The sequence below is a fragment of the Kovacikia sp. CALU 1929 genome, from assembly GCF_056784235.1.
The window spans coordinates 1-21,027 of sequence record NZ_JBXBCF010000065.1 but is presented as its reverse complement, the minus strand read 5'-3'; the positions used below and the strand labels follow the sequence as shown (position 1 = coordinate 21,027).

At 50.4% G+C, this 21,027-nt stretch carries 14 protein-coding genes and 1 pseudogene; 9 read left to right on the top strand and 6 right to left on the bottom strand.

Annotation, left to right across the window (positions count from 1 at the left end; translation table 11 throughout):
• Positions 1–21 precede the first annotated feature (21 nt).
• The 3 genes from AC1S52_RS11775 to AC1S52_RS11765 all read left to right on the top strand — a co-directional run bounded on the left by AC1S52_RS11775 (position 22) and on the right by AC1S52_RS11765 (position 4,914).
• Positions 22–267, top strand: coding sequence for a hypothetical protein (locus AC1S52_RS11775; RefSeq protein WP_482029198.1), 246 nt, complete (start codon positions 22–24; stop codon positions 265–267).
• A gap of 176 nt (positions 268–443) precedes the next feature.
• Entirely contained in the window at positions 444–3,488 is a 3,045-nt protein-coding gene (gene ppc / locus AC1S52_RS11770; RefSeq protein ID WP_482029197.1) for a phosphoenolpyruvate carboxylase, read from the top strand.
• 19 nt (positions 3,489–3,507) lie between these two features.
• Entirely contained in the window at positions 3,508–4,914 is a 1,407-nt protein-coding gene (locus AC1S52_RS11765; RefSeq protein WP_482029196.1) for a hypothetical protein, read from the top strand.
• Between the two features lie 116 nt (positions 4,915–5,030).
• Here the strand turns inward: AC1S52_RS11765 and trhO are convergent, their stop codons facing one another.
• The 4 genes from trhO to AC1S52_RS11745 all read right to left on the bottom strand — a co-directional run bounded on the left by trhO (position 5,031) and on the right by AC1S52_RS11745 (position 8,955).
• Positions 5,031–5,918 (bottom strand): oxygen-dependent tRNA uridine(34) hydroxylase TrhO, encoded by an 888-nt coding sequence (gene trhO / locus AC1S52_RS11760; protein ID WP_482029195.1) that lies wholly within the window; start codon positions 5,916–5,918, stop codon positions 5,031–5,033.
• A gap of 214 nt (positions 5,919–6,132) precedes the next feature.
• Complete coding sequence (locus AC1S52_RS11755; protein WP_482029194.1) at positions 6,133–7,428, bottom strand: PRC-barrel domain-containing protein; 1,296 nt, start codon at positions 7,426–7,428, stop codon at positions 6,133–6,135.
• Positions 7,429–7,681: 253 nt separating this feature from the next.
• Positions 7,682–7,864 (bottom strand): chlorophyll a/b-binding protein, encoded by a 183-nt coding sequence (locus AC1S52_RS11750; RefSeq protein ID WP_482029193.1) that lies wholly within the window; start codon positions 7,862–7,864, stop codon positions 7,682–7,684.
• 2 nt (positions 7,865–7,866) lie between these two features.
• Entirely contained in the window at positions 7,867–8,955 is a 1,089-nt protein-coding gene (locus AC1S52_RS11745; RefSeq protein WP_482029192.1) for a succinate dehydrogenase/fumarate reductase iron-sulfur subunit, read from the bottom strand.
• A gap of 296 nt (positions 8,956–9,251) precedes the next feature.
• Between AC1S52_RS11745 and AC1S52_RS11740 the strand changes: the two genes are divergently transcribed.
• Together AC1S52_RS11740 and AC1S52_RS11735 are read left to right on the top strand one after the other, a co-directional pair.
• Positions 9,252–9,659, top strand: a complete 408-nt coding sequence (locus tag AC1S52_RS11740; protein WP_482029191.1) for an AbrB family transcriptional regulator — start codon at positions 9,252–9,254, stop codon at positions 9,657–9,659.
• Between the two features lie 492 nt (positions 9,660–10,151).
• Complete coding sequence (locus tag AC1S52_RS11735; RefSeq protein WP_482029190.1) at positions 10,152–11,003, top strand: CPBP family intramembrane glutamic endopeptidase; 852 nt, start codon at positions 10,152–10,154, stop codon at positions 11,001–11,003.
• Here AC1S52_RS11735 and AC1S52_RS11730 read toward each other — a convergent pair.
• Positions 11,000–11,701: a Mo-dependent nitrogenase C-terminal domain-containing protein gene (locus tag AC1S52_RS11730; protein WP_482029189.1), complete on the bottom strand. Its 702-nt coding sequence runs from the start codon at positions 11,699–11,701 to the stop codon at positions 11,000–11,002. The two genes, AC1S52_RS11735 and AC1S52_RS11730, sit on opposite strands and share 4 nt — an antisense overlap.
• Positions 11,702–11,806: 105 nt before the next feature.
• Between AC1S52_RS11730 and AC1S52_RS11725 the strand changes: the two genes are divergently transcribed.
• The gene (locus tag AC1S52_RS11725) at positions 11,807–12,175 is read left to right on the top strand and encodes an EamA family transporter (protein ID WP_482029188.1); all 369 of its coding nucleotides are present in this window, start codon (positions 11,807–11,809) and stop codon (positions 12,173–12,175) included.
• 186 nt (positions 12,176–12,361) lie between these two features.
• Here AC1S52_RS11725 and AC1S52_RS11720 read toward each other — a convergent pair whose 3' ends face one another.
• The gene (locus AC1S52_RS11720; RefSeq protein WP_482029187.1) at positions 12,362–15,127 is read right to left on the bottom strand and encodes an AAA family ATPase; all 2,766 of its coding nucleotides are present in this window, start codon (positions 15,125–15,127) and stop codon (positions 12,362–12,364) included.
• A gap of 1,084 nt (positions 15,128–16,211) precedes the next feature.
• On the opposite strand from AC1S52_RS11720, the gene recQ reads away from it, so the two are divergent.
• The 3 genes and pseudogenes from recQ to AC1S52_RS11705 all read left to right on the top strand — a co-directional run.
• The gene (gene recQ, locus AC1S52_RS11715; RefSeq protein WP_482029186.1) at positions 16,212–18,467 is read left to right on the top strand and encodes a DNA helicase RecQ; all 2,256 of its coding nucleotides are present in this window, start codon (positions 16,212–16,214) and stop codon (positions 18,465–18,467) included.
• A 411-nt stretch (positions 18,468–18,878) separates the two neighbouring features.
• Positions 18,879–20,507, top strand: coding sequence for a sensor histidine kinase (locus AC1S52_RS11710; RefSeq protein WP_482029185.1), 1,629 nt, complete (start codon positions 18,879–18,881; stop codon positions 20,505–20,507).
• Positions 20,508–20,801: 294 nt separating this feature from the next.
• Positions 20,802–20,965 (top strand): annotated as a pseudogene (locus tag AC1S52_RS11705) (transposase); the annotation flags it as partial.
• Positions 20,966–21,027 lie beyond the last annotated feature (62 nt).

Genomic DNA, 21,027 nt, shown 5'->3' with positions numbered 1-21,027 from the left:
AAAATATAGGAAATACGAATCATGGATTCTTCCCCAAAATCAGCGTCCCAATCGGGGACAAAGCGGACGGATCTGATTGCTCCAGACATCCTGATCAGCTTAGCCACCGCACCTCTCTTGTTAGGACTAATCGGCGGTAAAGCCTTGTCAGAAGCCATTCGAGAGATGGGTGTGTTGAGTGAAGAGATCTTTCGGGGCGATCGCCTCCCACTGCTCAACTTTCCAGTTAATCCGGAACCTGATCCGGACAATCCCGAATCAGTTTAGTGACAAGGCTACTTGGTCGCAATAATTAGTACGCTCTGAACCTCCAAAACAAGAGATTAACCCCTAGAATTATTGAAATATCTTTGGCAAGAGCAGACTCCATGAGTTCGACAAGACCTTCGTCAGATGATGGGCTATGTTCTGGGACAGCGACAGAGTCTAGATCATCCGCAGCAATGGCTATCACGTCTACAACCTCCGATTTATTTTTGCGTCATCGCCTCAAAATTATTGAAGACCTGTGGGAAGCCGTTTTGCAGCAGGAGTGCGGGCAAGAACTGGTGGATCTTCTCAACCGCCTGCGGGACATGTGTTCTCCGGAGGGGCAGGCTCCCACATCGATTGAGTCAGAAGTCCTCAAGGTGATTGAAAAGCTGGATTTGAATGAGGCAATTCGGGCTGCCCGTGCCTTTGCCCTTTATTTTCAGCTGATCAATATTGTTGAACAGCATTACGAGCAACGGGATCAACAGCAGCAGTACCGGGCGGGGCGGGATACGGCATCTTCGACAGCGATCGCCCGCAAGAAAAGCAGCCAGGTACCAATGGAAGTCAACGGCGAATCTTCCACCCCCCACGGCAGGCTGGAAGCAGACCTGTTGGAGAAAAGTCTGCAAGACCCAGAAGCCCGCAAAGAAATGGGAACCTTCCACTGGCTGTTTCCCAAGCTTCGCAGCCTGAATGTGCCACCCCAGCACATCCAGACTCTGATCAACCAACTGGATATTCGTCTCGTCTTTACCGCTCACCCCACAGAGATTGTTCGCCACACCATTCGGGACAAACAGCGGCGAATTGCCAAAATTCTGCGTCAATTGGATCAGGTTGAGGAACGATTGATTGCTTTGGGCTTACCCTCTGCCTCCTGGGATGCCGAGGTTTTGCGGGAGCAACTGATGGAAGAGATTCGGCTCTGGTGGCGGACGGATGAACTACACCAGTTCAAGCCGACCGTTCTGGACGAGGTGGATTATGCTCTCCACTACTTCCAGGAAGTGTTGTTCGATGCTATTCCCCATCTTTACCATCGCCTGAAGCAGTCCATGCAGACATCGTTTCCCGGCATGAAGCCACCCAGCTATAACTTCTGTAAGTTTGGCTCCTGGGTTGGCTCCGATCGGGATGGCAACCCTTCAGTTACGCCCCAAATTACGTGGCAAACTGCTTGCTACCAGCGGGGTTTAGTTCTGGATAAGTACCTGAATTCGGTGCATCGCCTGACAGATTTGCTCAGCCTTTCCCTGCACTGGAGCGATGTTCTGCCCGATCTGCTGGAGTCGCTGGAGCAGGATCAGCTACAAATGCCAGAGGTCTACGATCGCCTCGCCATTCGCTATCGCCAGGAACCCTATCGGCTGAAGTTGTCCTATATTCAGCAGCGGTTGGAAAATACCCGCGATCGCAACTCCCAGCTTTACAACACTGACCATCTGCAATTGGATTTCAGCGAACCCAGTTCAACCACGGTCTACCGCTCTGGCGAAGACTTTCTGGGGGAACTGCGGCTGATTCAGCGCAATTTGCAGGAAACCGGGTTAAGCTGCCGCGATCTGGATGCCCTCATCTGTCAGGTGGAGATCTTTGGCTTCAATCTGGCACATCTGGATATTCGGCAGGAGAGCTTGCGCCACTCCGATACCTTGAATGAAGTGGCTGAATACCTGCAAATTCTGCACAAACCCTATAACGAACTCTCAGAAGCGGAGCGATCGCTCTGGCTGGCAACCGAACTGCAAACCCGCCGTCCCCTGATTCCGGCGGAGCTGCCCTTCTCTGACAAAACCCGCGAGGCAATCCAGACCCTCCGCACGGTGCGGAAACTCCAGCAGGAATTTGGTCCTGAGATCTGCACCACCTATATCATCAGCATGAGCCATGATGTCAGCGATCTGCTAGAGGTGCTGCTATTAGCAAAGGAAGCCGGACTTTACGACCCAGCAACGGGGATCAGCGCCCTCCATGTCGTCCCCCTGTTTGAGACAGTAGACGACCTGCAAAAAGCCCCCTCTGTTCTGACTAATCTGTTTGAACTGCCTCTTTACCGGGCAATGCTGGCAGGCGGCTACCAGACATATCGGGGAGAATCCACACCTCCCGCCTCCCCCCTGACACCTAATCTCCAGGAAGTGATGCTGGGCTACTCGGATAGCAACAAGGATTCTGGCTTCCTAAGTAGCAATTGGGAAATTCATAAGGCGCAGCAGGCACTCCAGCGTATTGCTGAAACCTATGGCATCGAGCTGCGAATTTTCCACGGTCGGGGTGGTTCGGTAGGTCGCGGGGGCGGTCCTGCCTATGAGGCAATCCTGGCGCAACCGGGGCGTAGCGTCAACGGGCGGATTAAAATTACCGAGCAAGGGGAAGTGCTGGCATCGAAGTACTCCCTGCCAGAATTGGCCCTCTATAATCTGGAAACCGTGACAACGGCTGTCATCCAGACCAGTCTGTTGCGTACCGGGTTTGATGATATTCAGCCCTGGCACGAAATTATGGAAGAACTGGCGGCTAAATCCCGTGCCCATTACCGGGCGCTGATCTATGAGCAACCAGACTTTATTGATTTCTTTCTGCAAGTCACACCGATTGAAGAAATCAGTCAGCTTCAAATTAGCTCCCGTCCTGCCCGCCGTAGTAGTGGCAAAAAAGATCTCAGCAGTCTGCGGGCAATTCCCTGGGTGTTTAGCTGGACCCAGAGCCGTTTCCTGCTGCCTGCCTGGTATGGGGTTGGCACCGCTCTGCGGGACTTTTTGGAAGAACACCCGGAAGAGCATCTGAAGCTACTGCGCTATTTCTACTTTAAATGGCCCTTCTTTAAGGTCATCATCTCCAAGGTTGAGATGACCGTCTCTAAGGTCGATCTGCAAATCGCCGGACACTATGTCAGTGAATTGGCGCATCCTGAAGATCGGGCCCGGTTTGAGCCGTTGATGGAACAGATTTCCAATGAGTATTACCTGACCCGCGAAATGGTACTGACCATTACAGGGAACAAGAAATTGCTGGATGGGGATCCCGATCTCCAGCGATCAGTTCAACTCCGGAACGGCACCATCGTTCCGCTGGGCTTCCTGCAAGTCTCGTTGTTAAAGCGCCTGCGCCAGCACAAGACAGAAGCTGCCCTGACTGGAGCAGTGCGATCGCGCTATAGCAAAGGCGAACTGTTGCGGGGGGCGCTGCTCACTATCAACGGGATTGCTGCCGGAATGCGAAACACAGGCTGATTCTAATTAAAAATCTGTCTTGACGGATTTGCCGATCGCCCTCCCAAAGGCTTATCCTGGCAAGGATAATCATAGAGGACAAGCCGTGGATGCAATCCTAAACCGGGTAAGGGAGTTAAAGCAGTCCCTCGTCGATTTTGTGCTGGATGCCGAGGGAGAACTGGCAACCGCGCTGGAAACCTTTTCGGCAGCGCAGTTGGCAAAGTTACCCCAGCAGGGCACTCAGCAGCAAAACCTGGTCATTGATCGCTTTCTCACTGAAGGAAAGGCAAACGGCAAATCACCGATTGAGTGGTTTATTGATAGCCATTCAAAGGAGTTGTCCAAGAGCGATCGCGCCCTTTTGCAAAGCTGGCACCGCACCTTCATCGGGTTGTTTGCCGTTCAGCAAATTCTGCCAGACGGGTTTGAAGTGATGAACTGGCTGACGGCAAAACCCTATAGGGTCAGACCTGCTGATCCCGCCAATGCCAGGGAACTAGAGCGGGCAAAATTAGGCGAAATTATTCAGGGACGGATTGCCCCCGTGACAGAGGAATACTGGACGTTTTCCGGTCCCCTCAGCCTGATGGGCAATTTGGGCAAGCCAAAGCTGGCAGTGGCGATCGGCAATTTCAAAGATCAGTACCGCTCCTTTCTTTACAGTGACGCGCCTGTCCTCTTAGAAGAAGCCTGGAATTCGGTTGAAAGTTACCACCAGGACTTTCTCGACTTCTTTGAAAGTGACGAGATCACCATGTCTGGCTACCAGCTAGGCAAGAAAATTGCCGAGTTTCAGGAAGTTCTGACCAAAAAGCAACTGGAAAGAGCCGGAATTGATGACTCTAAATCAATGGCGGATCTGGCAGCCGAAGCCGGGATGGAGGATGAGGACATTGAGGAGATGGCTGAGTCAATGGGGGTTGATAGCAAGACCCTCTCCACTACCCTCAAGAGCAAAGAGGCGGTGACCAAAATGGTGGCACCCAAGGTGGAACTGCCACCAGACTTGAAGAAAGCGGAAAGCGTGACTGTGCTTGCCCATCCCCGTTGGGGACAGATGATTTTGCCCACCTACACCCAGTTCAGAACCCTGCTGGAAACGGAAGACTGGCAAAGCGTTAAGGGATCAGACAACCTGGTGCGCAAATATCTGGAAGACCCGACTATCAATGCGTTTGTTTGGCGGCGACTGGTGGCAGACTATCCCACCCAGCTAAAGACGATTCTACAAACCGTGTTGAACCGTCCAGACCTGAACCTCTCCCAAGACCTGGATGCCCTTTTGCAGGAATACAATAAACCGCTGGAGCCAGAACTGCCAGAGATTGCCAGTGTGCCTGTCCATCTGCATGACCTGTTTCAGGAAGCGCTGACAGAAGTGAATAAGTCAAAATCGAAAGCCAAGAGTGGTCAGAAACCTAAGAAAGGGTTTCAGGCGTTATAGGAGGGAGAGGGGAGAGGGTTCAGTAGTCATTGGTCATTGGTTATTGGTCATTGGTATTTACAGATGACAAAGGACGAATGACAAAGGACGAACTATTCCCCATGACCGCTTAACTTTCAACTCTCAACTCCCCTTCCCTTTCCATGCTGCTGTCTAGCCAGTTGGCGGCGGCGCTTTTCTTCAGTCAGGTCTGCAAAACAATGGGGGCAGGAAATCTCTGCTTCGTAGTAGGGCGAATTCTTGGCTTGATCGGAAATGGGATGACCACAGCTTAAGCACATCTCATGGGTTCCAGGCTCCAGTCCGTGGCTGATGGCAACCCGTTGGTCAAACACAAAACATTCTCCCTGCCACAGACTCTCTGTAGCGGGCACTTCTTCTAGATACTTGAGAATGCCGCCTTTGAGGTGATACACCTCCTGAAACCCCTGTGCCAGCAACAACGAGGAGGCTTTTTCACAGCGGATGCCGCCAGTGCAAAACATGGCGACCTTCTTATGTTTCGTCGGGTCTAAATGATGGCGAACGTACTCTGGGAACTGCCGAAATGACTCCGTTTTGGGATTTTGCGCTCCCTGAAAGGTGCCAATACTCACTTCATAGTCATTGCGTATATCCAGGATAACCACATCCGGGTCTGAGATCAGGGTATTCCAGTCCTGGGGGCTGACGTAGGTACCAACTTGCTGGCTGGGATCAATTTCGGGCATGCCCAGGGTCACGATTTCCCGTTTCAGGCGCACTTTGATCCGATCGAACGGAAAAGACTCAACCGTAGATTCTCGATGGTCCAGGTCTGCCAATCGGGGATCGGAACGCAAAAAAGAGAGGACGGCAGCAATGGCTTCACGGGAACCGGCGATCGTGCCATTAATCCCTTCTGCTGCCAGTAAAATCGTGCCTTTAATGCCTGCTTGATGACAGCAAGCCAGCAAAGACGGCTGTTTCTCAGCAAAGTCCGGTAACTGGACAAATTTGTAGAAAGTAGCGACAGTGAGGGGCATTTCAGGGGGTAAGGGGGCAGGTGGTAGGTTTTAAGTGTTGGGGATGGGGCAGCACTGATGGCTCTAACCAGCAACATTTGCGCATTGCGTCAGGTGCAACTTGGTAGCTAAAATTCCTGGTGTCTCGTTGAGCTTAATTGAATTAACCGCATAATCTCCCAGACATCGGGAATCTGGAGATTGTCGCCCATTGCGTGCATTGGTAATCTTTGCTCTAAATCCAGAACTCGTCGTCATCGTCAACAGCGGTTGAATTAACAGATTCAGGGGTGACAGATTCAGAGGGAGCGGTATTGGGTACTTCTGGGTTTGGCTGAACGGGTTGAGTAGGGGTTGCAATCGGCGCAGCAGGAGGCGTAGGTGGGTCATCCCACAAATCGTCAAAGAAGGAGTCGATCGCGTCCTCAGTATCCATCGCCGCCCTGGGATTAGTTGAAGCGGGAATGGGATCAGAGGTAACGGTATCGGACGGAGCGGGAGCAGGGCTACTAACCTCCGGACGTGGAGATGGAGTTGGCGGAGCGGGGGGAACAGAGGGAGATGCCTCTGCTTCATCTTTGAAGAGGGCATCAAAAAAATCTTCTGGATCATCGGTACCTGTAAAAGATGAGGGTTGGTTAAAATCTTCATCCCCATCTTCATCAGAATCGAGAATTTCTCTGGCTTGAACGGTCAGAGTCTGGATCCCGTCTTCAACTTGTTCGCTGAATGTATGGGTCTGCTCTCGCATCTGTTCCAGCCAATCATTGCTTTTTTCTTTTGCCTGATCAACCAGCGTGTAACTTTCCTCTTTAAGCTGATCACTGAGAGCGTGAATTTTCTCTTGTGCCTCGTGGGATAGGGACTGTGCCCGTTCTTTCAATTGTTCCGTCAGATTCCACAACCGTCCCTTAGTCTGTTGAGTCGTTTCCTGGGCGCGTTGGGTGAGTGTTCTAAGCTCTTGAGTGACCTGTTCCTTCTCTTCTTTGAGAAACTCTCCGGCTTTCGTCAGTTTTTGCTTAATCCCAGCCCGGTAAATCGAAAGGCTTGTCAGGGCATATTCGGGAACAAGCACGCGCCTGCGCCCAATACTTAAAATTTGGCTGGGGAACAATTCATAAACTTCCCCCGTAACGCCCCCCAACCCGCTAGAAACCAGAAGGTATTTAGAAATCTCACCAGTCTTGAGGTTGAAAATGTAGTCAGTGATTTTGCCAATTTTCTTGCCGGAATCGCTCCAAACTTCACTGTTAATTACACTTTCAAGCTTAGATACTTTGTTAGCATCGGTTTCTTCCGGTTGGGAATGGGTCAGAACGCCATTGGTTCCCAGCGTAGTCACCTGGGAAAGTTTGAACGCCTTTTTCTTGGAGTTTAATAAGCCAGATTTGCAGACGAACCCCAGTACTCGATGGGATGGGGCATACATCCATACCACCTCAACCCGCCCCAGTTCTTCCATACTGTCGCGGTTGATGACTAGCTGGTGGAGTAGCTCACTCTGCCGAACAACCTCTGCTTGCGTGGTCATGGTTTCTCTGGACTTTCGTCTTCACGATCTATCTTCAGGATACTGATGTTTTATTGGAAGGAGTGAGGAGGTAAGGGGGAAGTTAGGAGTTAAGAATTGAGAGTTGAAGGTTAAATGGTAGTGGGAAATAGTTCGTCCTTTGTCCCTAGTCATTGGTTATTTGTCATCTGCAAAGATCAATGACCAATGACTACTGAACCCTCTCCCCTACCCCTCTAACAACCAACAACCAACAACCAATAGCTCCTCTCCCTTATCTCAGCCCCAGCCAGGTAATCAAATCCTGATGGGTAAAAAACTCCAGTACCACCAGGGCAACAAACCCAAGCATGGCAAATCGCCCATTGATCTGTTCAGCATAGGGAGTCCAGCCAAAGGCGGGTTCAGGTTGGTTACTGGGTTCAATGGTTTTTTTCTCGGAGGTCTCAGAACTCATAATCAGCCACCTACGGGTTCGGGAGTGCTCGTTGTCGTATCTTCAACTTGCTGGACGGGATCGAGGTTTTGAACGGATTCGATCAGCGATCGCACCGTTTCAGTTCCCTCGGATTTCTCAAAACTGAGTGGAAACTTACCCTTCGCCACCATTCTCAGCCCTAACGGTCCCAGACTGAGCAAGCCTTTGAGGTCGCGGAAGGAATTTCCCACCACCTGCAACCCAAATTGACGCTCATCAATCCAGCCTCCCTGCTTGACCAATTCAATCAGAACTTTGCGATGGCGGATAGAGCGGCTTGTCTGAGCATCCTTGCGATCCAAAATTTCTTCCTTAATCTTGCCAATTTGATCCAGGGGTGCTACTCCCATTGGACAAACTGCATTGCAATAGTAGCAGCGGGTACAGCCCCAAACTCCTTCAGTGCCTCGATTGTATTTTTCCAGGCGTTCTTCCTTTTGCTGGTCGCGGGAATCCGCAACCATCCGATAGGCTTTGGCTAAGGCATGGGGGCCTACAAAAGTGGCATCCACTTCACGGGCATTGCACTCGGAATAGCAAGCACCACAGAGAATACAGTTGCCTGATTGGTTGAGTCGCGATCGCTCCTCTGGGGTCTGCAAAAACTCCCGCTCAGGCACCCGTCGTCCAGCCGTACTGACGTAGGGATCAACTGCCTGCAAGTTTGCCCAAAAACTCTGCATATCGACAACCAGGTCTTTAACCACTGGCATATTGCCCATGGGTGCCAGTACGATCTCTGGAATCCCATCCGAATCCGTTTGAGCAGGATTTTCAGATGGAAAATTTTCAGTTGCTATTACACCTGAGGAAATCTGGTTCAGCCGAGTTAGTTCTCCTCTTACATTTTCCTTGCAAGCTAATGCTGAACGCCCGTTAATTCGCATTGAACAGCTACCGCAAATTGTGTTGCGACAGTTTTTGCGGAATGCTAGAGTCCCATCCTGCTCCCATTTGATCCGGTTTAAACAGTCCAGGATTGTGGAACTGGGGTCAACATTTAGCGTATAAGTTTGAACTTTTGGAGAAGTGGTTTGTTCTTGACGAATAACTTTGAAGCGAACTTGCATTCTCAATAGCACTTAGATTGATATTTCTAGTCTAAGGGCAATCAGCATGATATAGCGCAACTACCCCGTTTGTTTAAGTATATTTCTCCCTCATCAATTCTCAAATCAGGCAAGAACAGAAAGCCAAGCAAAGGGGAAATAGGACTTCTGGTAAATAATGAAAAAGCAGCAAGAAATTGCTGCAAAAAATTATTGTCAAACAAGAGGGATTAAAGGATATATTTTTTATAATGCTAAGACAACAGTCCTAAATTTGTTCGTCGCCCTTCATTCCCTGGAATTCTCAGGTTATCAAGATGAGTGATACCGCCACATCTCCGTTGACAGGAAAAGCCCTGCTTCAAAAAGTCAAAGAACTTTCCCATTTGCCACGTCGTGAAACAGCAAAGCGCTGTGGCTACTATACTGTTACAAAAAATAATCAGACTCGCGTTAATCTTACCGATTTCTATGATGCGGTGCTGGCTGCGAGGGGGATTCCGCTTAGCCCTGAGGGTTCAAAAGATGGGCGTGGGCGTGAACCAACCTACCGGGTTAGTGTCCATAGAAATGGTCAGATCGTCATTGGGGCAGCTTATACTCAAGCGATGGGCTTGAAGCCTGGGGATGAGTTTGAAATTAAGCTTGGTTACAAACACATTCATCTGATTCAATTGGATGGGGGCAAGGGTGAGAGTAACGGTTCCTACGCTAAGAGCGAATAAGGAATGCAGGTGATTTAGGACTGGATTTAGGACTGTTGAGGTAAGCTAGCTGGTCTGGAAACACTTTAAATTTTTCTTAAAGTAGCCTACTCTTTCAGTGCTGGGATTGCTTCAGACAGTGAGGTTTATTGAGCAAAGTAAGTGCTATTAGCTATTCTGATATTCTGCTTGAATCGGTTTAAGCATGGCTCTGGGATGTTCTGCTAAGCATGAGGGCAGGAATGGCATTAGAGATACTTCCGGCTATCGATCTGGTGCTTAAGCTATTTGAATATCCAGCTAGAAAGTTTTTAACGATATGAATTTCTGTTCAATGTGATTTGCTTTGTCAAAATCTGTTAAAGCGTTTCCTTTCTTGGTGAGGCACATCTCATCTGTTTGACTCAAGGGCTTTACGGCTATCCATGTACCTCACTAGATTCAAAAACGTTATAAAGAGGTTGAATCTGAATTGGGCAAAGGTGGGTTGTTCACCTCTATCCGACAGGTTTTATGGGAATTTCTGAGCCATTTAATTTACTGATAGAGTTTCTGGCAAATCAATCCCCGATCGCCACCATTGCCATCTTTTTCCTGATTTGGGTATTGCTCTGGTTGCCGATCGCAATTCCGCTAGCGATCGCCCTCAAGTGGTATCCTCCCAAGCCCTTAACCATTGAGCAAAAACTTCCGCTCGTTCTGTCACTATATGCGCTTGTTCCCCTGGTTTTGTGGGGAATTGCCTACCTGAAAGAGATTCCATTCTCAGCCTATGGGTTGCCTGGGAAATTTTCTATTCTGCTTTCCCTGGGAATTGGCTTATTGCTTGGAGGTGGTGGCGTTGGGTTGCTCTTTGCCCTGGAAGAAAGGTTGGGCTGGGTCACCTGGCAGCCGGGAGGTTGGCTACGGTTGATCCCAGCGCTCCCAATCCCATTGTTATTAGGGCTACTGGTTAGCTTGATCGAAGAACTGGTGTTTCGGGGCTTTCTGCTCAATCAGCTCCAACTAGATTTCTCACCATGGCTGGCAGCTACGGGTTCAAGCCTCATTTTTGCTTTGCTCCATCTAGTCTGGGAAGGGAAAGAAGCGACTCCCCAATTACCGGGATTGTGGTTAATGGGAATGGTGCTGGTGCTGGCTCGTTGGGTTGACAACGGTAGCCTGGGTTTAGCGATCGGGCTACACGCAGGCTGGATAGCGGGTATGGCAAGCCTGGACTCAGCCCAACTTCTGAGCTACACCGGACGCAACCCCGAATGGATGACTGGCTTATCTGAAAAACCATTGGCGGGCGGCATGGGGCTACTGCTTCTGTCAGCAACCGCTGTCACTATTTGGGGAATGGCAGACTGGGTGCTGACCTAACAGTAGGGCGTAACGTCCTCACCGCAATCATCTGCCAGATAGGAAAGGGCACGAAAGCGCAAGCTAACCAGTTGCTCATACAGGGGATTTAGTTTGCATAGCGGCGGAATATGGGCAACCCTGCGACCAAATAAATTAATATCCCGTTCAAATGGGCACTGGGCAGGAATCAATTTACAAAGAAAATGAGCCACTTTAGGGTCGTGAATATCCATCTGCTCCAGCCATTCCCGCACCGGGTAAAGCACATCAGGGGGTTGCTCTTGGTGCAATGGGGGTTGAGCGACTACCGAGGTTCCTGCTTCAGCCGCTTTTTCCTCAGCAGCGGGATCACATAGGGTTGAGCGCAGCACCTCCAGGATGTCCAGTGTCAACCCCAACGCATGACAGTACTTTCGGAGAAGTTCATCTTCAGAGAATGAGTAAGCCCCATCAGCTACTGCAACCATGACAGCGGTTCTCAAGAAGTTTTCTGCTGCTTCAGGATCATCTTTAAAGGCAACCGCAATTTCTTCGGCTGAGGCAGGTTCTAGAGCACCTGACTTATCGGTAACGGTTAAGTCCTGATGGGTTAGAGCCGTAATCAGATTTTGCTCTTCCTCATCAAAATGCCCATCTGCCCAGGCAAGGGTTAATAGCCCCCGGAACCAGACGGAGATTTGGGCGTTCGTGTAGGGAGATTGCGTCGTGTTAGTCATTGGAGTCCATTCAATTGACACCACGTTCCGAGTCGATTTTAGCCTTTAATTTGTCTGACTAAGCTGTAAACTGAAGAACTAAAATAATCATGCTAAGGGGATCTCGTGACTATACGTGAGTTTGGTCTGCTATTAATATCCGTGTTTACCGCTTTGGCAGGGCAGTTTCTTCTCAAACTAGGGGCGCTAAAGCTGGGTCGGGTGACTGGTAATAATGCCCTCAGCCACATAGTGGCAATGCTAACCACGCCAGAACTCCTGATCGGGCTTTCGCTGTATGGTTTTAGCGCTATTCTCTATATCCTGCTACTAACGCGGGTGAATCTCAGTGTTGCCGGACCAGCCGTTTCTATCGGTTACGTTGCTTCAGTCCTGATGGGTTACTTCTTCTTTAAAGAATCTATCCCAGTCAGTCGCGCGATTGGTTTAGGTTTTATTGTTTGTGGGGTTATTCTCGTCGTCTGGCGGAAGTAGGGGGCTGAGCTTGACGTTGACGCAGGACACCGGGAGCAGAACGGCTGCGACCTCAGCCGGATAGATCTCCCGCACCCCGTTCTAAACGACAAGGCTATGGCTACAGGCAACATTTTTGCGGTCTTCCTGACTGGAACCCCCGCGCCTGGATCGCTAACAACCAACAACCATCAACTAACAACTACTTCAAGCGTCCGTTTCCCGCTCGACCAGAATAATATTCTCAGTCACTTTTTCGAAGGTATCGTCGTGGCTGATGACAAAAAGTTGACGGAAGGTTTTGATGTTGGCGATCGCGTCTGCCAAACTTTCCCGGCGGGGTCTGTCCATATTGGTGGTCGGCTCGTCGAAGAATGCCACATCAATGTCTGCCAGAACCTTGAGTAATGCCAGTCGGACTGCCAGTGCTGCACACATCTGCTCTCCACCGGATAAATTAATCAAACGGCGAGAATGGGCACCTTCCTGAACAATAATTTCGTAGTCTCGGGTCCAGTCAAGGCTGACATTCGGACGGTTTAGCAAGTCCCGAAAGAGGCGATCGGCTTCTTTGGAAATGCTCTGTACATAACGTTCAGTGATGCGGGGTCCGGCATCTTTGTATGCCTTGCGGGCAAACTTGATAAATTTCTCAACCTTGCGTTTTTGCTCCAGTTCTGTTTGTGCCTGGATGCGTTTTTCCTGAATCGCTTGCAATCGCGTCAGTTGTTGCTCCAGTTCTGCTTGATATTTCTGCATGTCTGGCAGGCGAGCACTGAGGGCAATTTGCTGAGTATTTGCTTGCTGGTAGGCAGCCTGAACGGATTGAAAATGAACCAGATCAAAGGACTGGATGAGGCGATCGCGGGCTTGGTTAACCTGTGCCGCTTCCTGTTCGAGAGCTTGCAATTGGATGGTCACATTCTCAATCTGTTTCTGGCGTTCCTTACGGGTGTTTGCCAGTTCCCGGTATGCCAGGTATTCCTGATATGCCTCTCGATGCTGTTCTTTGATAGCTTGCTGGGTCTGCATGGTGTCGGTCAGGTCTGTGAATTGGGCGAGTTGCTGATCAATACCAGCCACCTGTGCCTGAATCTCAACCATTGCCACCTGCATTTTTTCAGCCTGCTTCTGCAAGTCTGGCTGTTGTTGAAGTTTCTGGTCGAGCAAACGGATTTGACCACGCGGATCGTTGAGCACCTGCGCAGCCTGCTGAATCTGCGCCTGCTGGCTTTTTAGCAAGGGTTCAGCGGCTAACTGAGCTTGCAGTTCAGTCAGGCTGGTTTGCAGGTCTGTGATCTCAGTCGCTAACTCCTGCTGTCTTTGCAGTAGGCTTGCCAGAGTAAAAAACTCTGTCTGCTGCTGGCGGGCAGTCTGCAAGGTTTGTTGAATTGCCTCAAGCTGTTTTTCTAGCTTCGTAGGGGATGTTTGTTCTGCCAGGTCACTCAAAATTTCGTGCAGGGCTGCGGTGAACTCTTTTTGCCAATCTGTGCCGTTGTGCAGAGCCTGGATGGCGAGATCCAGCGGATCTGTCCACAGGGGAACGGTTTCCTGTAACTGGCGCAGGGTGTCTTCTGCCTGCTGTGCCTGAGTCAGGTAGCGATCGCCCCGCCCCTTTGCCTGATCCATGATCTGCCGTAAATCGGCTTCAAACTGGGTTGCTGCCTCAATTCGATTAAGCTGCTGCTGTAACCGCTGCTGCTGTTGTTCCAGAGCAGGAATTTGCTGCACAGAGGATTCCAGGGCACGAATCCGAGTTGTATCCTGATCTAGCTGGGCATACCGTTTTTGTCGTTCTGCCTGCTGCTTTTCCTGGGTTTTGACCGTTTGCCGCCAGTTCACGCACTGTTGAAGCTGTTGGCTGATCGATTGCTGGGCTTGCTCCAGTTCAATCTGCTGCTCCACCTGGGGTTGCAGTTGCTCAATTGTTTTTTCAGCCGCTGCAAGCTCTTCTAGCTGACGGGTCAGGGTTGCGAGTTGGGATTGGCGATCGCCCAACTGTTTTTCATACTGGCGCTTTTGCTTTAGCAACTGTTGTTCCACCTGCCACTGCTGCTGGAGTTGCTGAAATGCTTCCTCTGCCTGCAAATACGCCTGATAGGACTCCCGATGTCCGGTGCAGATCGCTACTGCCTGCTCTGCCTGTTGCAGATCTGCCTGTAACCGGGTCATGGTTTCAGTCTGTCCCTGAATTCGTTCTTGCAACCGTTCACCCTGAGACTCATATTGCTGGATTTGGGTTGCCTGGGCAGTCAGTTCGGTTTGCTCGGTTTGCAGTTGGGTAAGGGTTGCCTGGAGTTGCTGCAATTCCCACTCTGCTTGCTCAATTTCCTGCTGTTGCTGTTGCCGTTTTTGCAGCAAAGGTTCCAGTTCTTGCAGCGCTTCATCGTATCCAGCAATATTTCGTTCCAGTCCTTCGACCTGGCTTTTAGCGTACTTTTCCAGGTCACTCATCTTTTTCCAGGTCTGCTGATATTCCTCGACCTTCAAGATTTTGTCAAAGATCGGTTTGCGGTTTTCCTTTGTCAGTAAGAAGTCAGCGGTAAAGGTGCCCTGGGGAACCCCGATCGTACTGGCAAACAATTTGCCCAGGTCGGTGCCCGGTGCTACGCCCAACTGTTGCCGTAACCAGGGTAATACCTCTTCACGAATGCGGGAATAGGACAGCCGCTCATTGATCTGAGGATCGTAGAGGGTATAGCCCTTTGTGGTACAGCGTTGGACTTCGTAAGTGCGCCCATCCCGTGTGGAGATAAAAGCGACAGAAACCTGCGCACTGGAGGCTCCATTCCGAATCAAGTCTTCTTTGGTGTAGTCGCCCGTATAGTCAAACATTACCCAGGCGATCGCCTCCAGAATGCTTGACTTGCCTGCCCCATTTTCGCCAAAGATGGCATTGATGCCCGGTTGAAACGTGAAATGGCGATCGCTATGCCGCTTAAAGTTTTTCAGCGAAATGGAGAGGATTTCCATGAGGGGGAGGGGAAAAGTTTTGAGTTGAGAGTTTTGAGTTGAGAGGTAGGGGTTCTGGGTTTTGAGTTGAGGATTTTGAATTTTGAGGTTTGAGTTGAGAGGTTTGAATTTTGAGTTTTGAGTTAGGGGTTTTCCAAATTTGTGGTGGTGATTCTGATCGTAGCTGGCACCCTAATAACCGGCACTCTACTCTAGAACCTGCTATAGTTTGCCCGAAAGAAGTATGATTAACCACTAGGACATTTGCACTAATTATTGAATCAGAAAATCCGCCAAACTAAAACCCGATAACACTGAAAACACAGAAGTGATAGCACGTTCCCATGATCCGTCGATCTCGTTCCCAGGCGGAACCTGGAGAAAAAGGTACGTCAGGGCTTTGAGTTTTACAGCCGTTTCCCCTTGCATAAATAAGCCCCCTCAACTCATCCACCCCTCCACCTGTCCCCTTTTCCCATTCCATTTCCTTTCCTTGCTAAACTTTCAGAGAACTTTTAGCAATACTTCGGACAGTTTTTGTGAAAATGCTGAAAACCCTTGCCCCTCACCCTAATCCCTCTCCCGTTTTGGGAGAGGGACTTCAATCCGGCTCCCCTTCTCCTTTTTGGGGCTACTGTGTATACACAAGTGTAAAAGTTGAATCGGTAGGTGATCGCAGAGTCAACGGTGAATGCCAAAACCCTGCTTGGGGGGCTGCCCCCCAAACCCCCCGTTGCAGGGGACGGTTGCGTCCCCCGCACCCCCTCCAAAACGATGTAATCCCGGCGTGAATGGCAACCTTCATCCTACTGTGTCTTCAAGCAAGGGCAAACGGGTGGCAAGGGGAGCGGTTGTCTTTGAAGTTTGAGGCATTTTTGACTGATTCTCGTCGCGCTAGACTTGAAGCCCCAACGCTAGACCCTTTCGGGGGGTTTGGGGGAGTTAGGACCCCAAAAGGCGGGGGACTGGGGGGAAGTCCCCCAGAGCCAGTTTCTAACGAAGCCGAGATCTGTATACACCGTAGCCTTTTTGGGGAAAAGGGGTTGGGGGATGAGGGCGGTTCGGCGCAAAAGTGTCCAGACTATTGTTTTAAGGAAAGTGCATTTTGACTTTCAGTTCTATGATTGCCAGCCTCTCTCTCACGACTCAATTTGACTCGCTTGAACAGGCGCTCAAGCATTACTTTGGCTATGACAGCTTTCGTCTGGGACAGCGCCAGATTATTGAAGAAGCGCTACAAAACCGGGATTTGCTGGTGGTCATGCCGACCGGGGGCGGTAAGTCGCTTTGTTTCCAGCTACCGGCACTGCTGAAACCGGGTTTGATGATTGTGGTGTCGCCGTTAATTGCTCTGATGCAAGACCAGGTGCAGTTGCTCCAGGATAATGGAATTTCTGCAACGTTTCTCAACAGCAGTTTAGGGGCGACGGAGGTGCGGGAGCGATCGCAGGCAGTGCTGAATGGCAAAATCAAGCTGCTCTATGTCGCACCAGAGCGGTTGCTGAGTGAAGAATTTTTGCAGGGATTTTTGCCCCAGGTGTGTGAGCGGGTGGGAGTGTCTGCGATCGCAATTGATGAGGCGCACTGTGTTTCCGAGTGGGGGCACGACTTCCGCCCAGAGTATCGCCAGTTAAGCCACCTACGGCAGCACTGCCAGGATGTGCCTGTGCTGGCACTGACTGCCACAGCGACAGAGCGGGTACGCCAGGACATTATTCAACAACTCAACCTGCGCAATCCGGGGGTTCATCTTGCCAGCTTCAACCGCCCCAACCTGTATTACGAAGTACGCCCCAAGCGCAAAACTACCTATGCCGAAATGGTGCAGCAAATCCGCCAGAGTAAGGGATCGGGCATTGTTTACTGCCTCAGCCGCAAGCGCGTCGATGAACTGACCTACAAGTTTCAGCATGACAACATTTCAGCCTTGCCTTACCATGCTGGACTGAGCAACGAGGTTCGTAAACAAAACCAGGAACGCTTTATTCGGGATGATGTGCAGGTCATGGTTGCCACGATCGCCTTTGGCATGGGCATCAACAAACCTGATGTTCGCTTCGTGATTCACTACGATCTGCCACGCAACATTGAAGGCTATTACCAGGAATCGGGCAGAGCCGGGAGGGATGGGGAACCTGCCCATTGCACGCTTTACTTTGGTGCCGGTGATATTAAAACCGTCGAATTTCTGATCAGCCAGAAAGTTGATCCGGCAACGAATGATCCGTTAGAAGACGAGCAGCGGATTGCCACCCAACAGTTGCGCCGAGTGGTGAATTACGCCGAAGCCACGGAATGTCGCCGTATCATTCAGCTTGGCTACTTTGGGGAAGCGTTTCCTGGCAACTGCGATCGCTGCGACAACTGCCGCTACCCAAAACCCATTGCAGACTGGACGATCGAGGCACAAAAGTTTCTCTCCTGTGTTGCCCGATTTGCCCAGCGGGGACAAAATTTTGGCATTGGGCATACGATTGACGTGTTGCGGGGTTCTAAAAACGAGCGGGTACTCAAGAATGGCCATGACAAGCTTTCTACCTATGGCATTGGCAAAGACCGGAGTACAGATGAATGGCGAATGCTGGCGCGATCGCTGATCCATCAACGTTTGATTGACGAAGCCAGTGATGGCTACTCAGTCCTAAAGCTGAATGACTTAAGCTGGGAAGTTTTGAAAAAGCAACGGCAGGTGGCGATCGCGGTCACGACCACCAAACCCGATGCCGCCACTGCCTCCACCAGTCAGGACACTGAAGAAGTCGAAGCTCTGTTTGAACGTCTGCAAACATTGCGTAAACGACTGGCAGATGAACAATCCGTTCCCCCCTATGTGGTGTTTGCCAATGCCAGTCTGCGTGAAATGGCACGCAAACGCCCCCAAAACCGTGCCCAGTTTACCGAAATTACTGGCGTTGGCAGCCGCAAACTAACCCAATACGGAGATATTTTCCTCACCGAAATCCGCGACTTCTGTGAAGAACATGGTCTCTCTGCTTCCCCCGCTCCCCCTGCCTCCCCTGCTCCTCGCCTCCCCAACTCCCCCTCTTTCACCCAACTCCAAACTCTAGAACTCTTCCAGCAAGGGATAAACCCGGCAGAAATTGCCGAACAGCGCAACCTGCGGATTGGCACGATCTTGAGCCACCTGGTTGAGCTGGTGGAAATGGGATATGACATTGATCTGGAAGACTTGGTGGCAAGCGATCGCCGCGAAAAAATAGTGGCAGCCATTCAGGCAGTGGGAACTGCCTCCCGCCGCACCATTTATGACCATCTGGAAGCCCGCTACGGTTACGACGAAATTCATCTGGTGCTGGCATGGTGGAAACAGCAAATGAAGCGTCAGGAAGAAACTGTGTAAAGCTACTTCAAAAAACTCAGCATTTCTCAACACCTTCGCTCATTTCTGAACGGTATTCTCGTTAACAGTCTATTGGAAACCCTATAGCGTTTCCTTTCTGGGTGAGGTACATCTCATCTGTTTGATTCAAGGGTTCTACGGCTACCCCTGTACCTCACTGGATTCAAAAACGCTATATGTTGAATCCAAACTCTTTCCCAGGCTTCATCTGAGAGTGCTGTTGCGAGCACTCTGTAGTGCTTAATCATCAGCCTGACTAAGAGCTGAGAAAGATTAGGCTGGAGGCTGGAGGGTTGCGATCGCCATTTTTAACCTGATTCAGTGAATCCTTAATCCAAGGAGTGACCGTTCAGTCGTTGGTCCTGTTTTCTGATCAGGTTCCCTTCATCAAGCTAAAGAACTTCATTAGCTATGTCTCAGTCAGTTCCAGAGTCTCACGGAAAGGATATACCCTCTGCGGCTTCTCAGATGGAACACCAGTCGTTGCAGAGCGTATCAACAAACGAACCATTAACCGCTGATGCGTCCATCTCCACCAATCGAGCATTGGCGGTTCTAATTATTGAAGACTCTGAGGATGACGTAATCCTGATTGTCAGAGAACTGCGGCGCAATGGCTATGCTTTGACCTATGAGCGGGTAGATAATCGTGAAGACATGAGGGTTGCCCTGGGAAAGCAGTCCTGGAACGTGATTATTGCGGATTACAACCTGCCCTACTTTGATGCCCTGGATGCTCTGAAATTACTGCAAGAACAAGGGCTGGATTTACCTTTCATCATTGTGTCGGGCAGCATTGGGGAAGATACCGCGGTTGCTGCTATGAAAGCAGGTGCCCACGACTATCTGATGAAGGATAATCTGGCAAGGCTGGTTCCGGCAGTCGAGCGAGAACTGCGAGAGGCTGAAGAACGCCAGAAACGGCGCGAAGCAGAACGGGCACTGCGAGACAGCGAAAACCGATTTCGATCGCTGATTGAAAATGCTCTCGATATCATCACCGTGTTGAATGAAACCGGCACGATCCACTATGCCAGCCCTTCCATTGAGCGGATTTTAGGTTATGCGCCCGAAACATTGGTTGGCAGCGTGGCATTTGACTATGTGCATCCCGACGATGTCGAAATTATCCTTGCCGCTTTTCAGGCAACCATTCAAAGTCCAGGGCGAGCTGTCACCGCAGAGTTTAAGTTTCGCCATCAAGATGGCTCCTGGCGGGTACTAGAAGCCGTGGGCAAGCAATTTGTAGAACCGGATGGTAGTGCCAGCCTGGTTGTCAATTCGCGGGATATTACCGATCGCAAGCAGGCAGAAGAAACCCACAAAGCACTGCAAAAAGAGAAAGAACTGAATGATTTAAAGTCTCGGTTTGTCTCAATGGTGTCCCATGAGTTCCGGACTCCGCTGAGTGTGGTTGTCCTCTCAGCCCGATTGTTGGAACGCTTTCACAAAGTTGCTCCTGAGGAAAAGCGAATCCTCTATTTAGAACGAATTCAAGCCGCCGCTAAACGGATGACCCAGCTCCTGGATGATGTTCTATTTTTAGGCAAAACAGAGATGGGCAAACAGGAGTTTAAGCCGGAGTCAATGGAACTGGTTCAGTTTTGTCGGGAACTGATTGAGGAAATGCATTCAACTACAAATAGTGGACATACCATCCGGTTTGCCTGCCCAGAACCAGAAATTATTGCTTGTATGGATGAACTCCTGCTACGGCACATCCTGATCAATTTATTGTCCAATGCCATCAAGTACTCTCCCCACAATCAGTTGGTTAACCTGACCCTGACTCGCCAGCAAGAGTGGATCACCATTCAAATCCAGGATCAAGGCATTGGGATTCCTGAAACCGATTTAGAGCAACTGTTTGACTCATTCCATCGAGGCAGCAATGTGGGTAAAATTCCCGGCACTGGCTTGGGACTGGCGATCGTCTATCAATCGGTGCAAATTCATCATGGCACCCTATCGGTGCAGAGCGATGTTGACACGGGCACTACGTTTACGGTTAACCTGCCACTCAAGGTCATACCGATTTAAACGGATTGGTGGGCACATCAAAGTTCAGGAGGGGCTTGGCACTGCCAAGCCCGTACCGGGATCTGTTGTGGTTGCAATTCAAATTGGTATCAGAAGCCAGGAGTTAGGGGATAGGGAGTAATGTACTGCGGCGTAAGTTTGGCAACTCTTGTAAAGGTGTCAGGTGCTAGGTGTCAGGAATAGTAGGTAGATTTACGCCAAGCTCTACTAGGGCGTGTTTTAAAACCTTTTGGCATCATGGAGATAGTGCAGATGTACTGAGTAATTTCCATGATTCTCCCACCACAAAAGCAGATCCGTCGGGGTGAAATGACTGATCAGCCGTGGAATCAGATCAAACCCCTGCTGCCCCCCAAAAACCGCCTACTGGATGTCCTGCCAAAGACCATCGCACCATCATCAATGGCATCTTGTGGATTCTCAGAACGGGTGCCCCCTGGCGCGACTTGCCGAGTCGCTAGGGGTCGTGGTCAACTGTTTCTGGACGGTTTTACCACTGGCGCAAAATTGGCTTATGGCA

Bases quoted from the DNA above. Each gene is read 5' to 3' on its own strand.
- AC1S52_RS11740 (WP_482029191.1), top strand. From the start codon at position 9,252: ATGAGTGATACCGCCACATCTCCGTTGACAGGAAAAGCCCTGCTTCAA.
- ppc (WP_482029197.1), top strand. From the start codon at position 444: ATGGCTATCACGTCTACAACCTCCGATTTATTTTTGCGTCATCGCCTC.
- AC1S52_RS11730 (WP_482029189.1), bottom strand. From the start codon at position 11,701: ATGACTAACACGACGCAATCTCCCTACACGAACGCCCAAATCTCCGTC.
- AC1S52_RS11775 (WP_482029198.1), top strand. From the start codon at position 22: ATGGATTCTTCCCCAAAATCAGCGTCCCAATCGGGGACAAAGCGGACG.
- trhO (WP_482029195.1), bottom strand. From the start codon at position 5,918: ATGCCCCTCACTGTCGCTACTTTCTACAAATTTGTCCAGTTACCGGAC.
- AC1S52_RS11755 (WP_482029194.1), bottom strand. From the start codon at position 7,428: ATGACCACGCAAGCAGAGGTTGTTCGGCAGAGTGAGCTACTCCACCAG.
- AC1S52_RS11720 (WP_482029187.1), bottom strand. From the start codon at position 15,127: ATGGAAATCCTCTCCATTTCGCTGAAAAACTTTAAGCGGCATAGCGAT.
- AC1S52_RS11750 (WP_482029193.1), bottom strand. From the start codon at position 7,864: ATGAGTTCTGAGACCTCCGAGAAAAAAACCATTGAACCCAGTAACCAA.
- AC1S52_RS11710 (WP_482029185.1), top strand. From the start codon at position 18,879: ATGTCTCAGTCAGTTCCAGAGTCTCACGGAAAGGATATACCCTCTGCG.
- AC1S52_RS11735 (WP_482029190.1), top strand. From the start codon at position 10,152: ATGGGAATTTCTGAGCCATTTAATTTACTGATAGAGTTTCTGGCAAAT.
- AC1S52_RS11745 (WP_482029192.1), bottom strand. From the start codon at position 8,955: ATGCAAGTTCGCTTCAAAGTTATTCGTCAAGAACAAACCACTTCTCCA.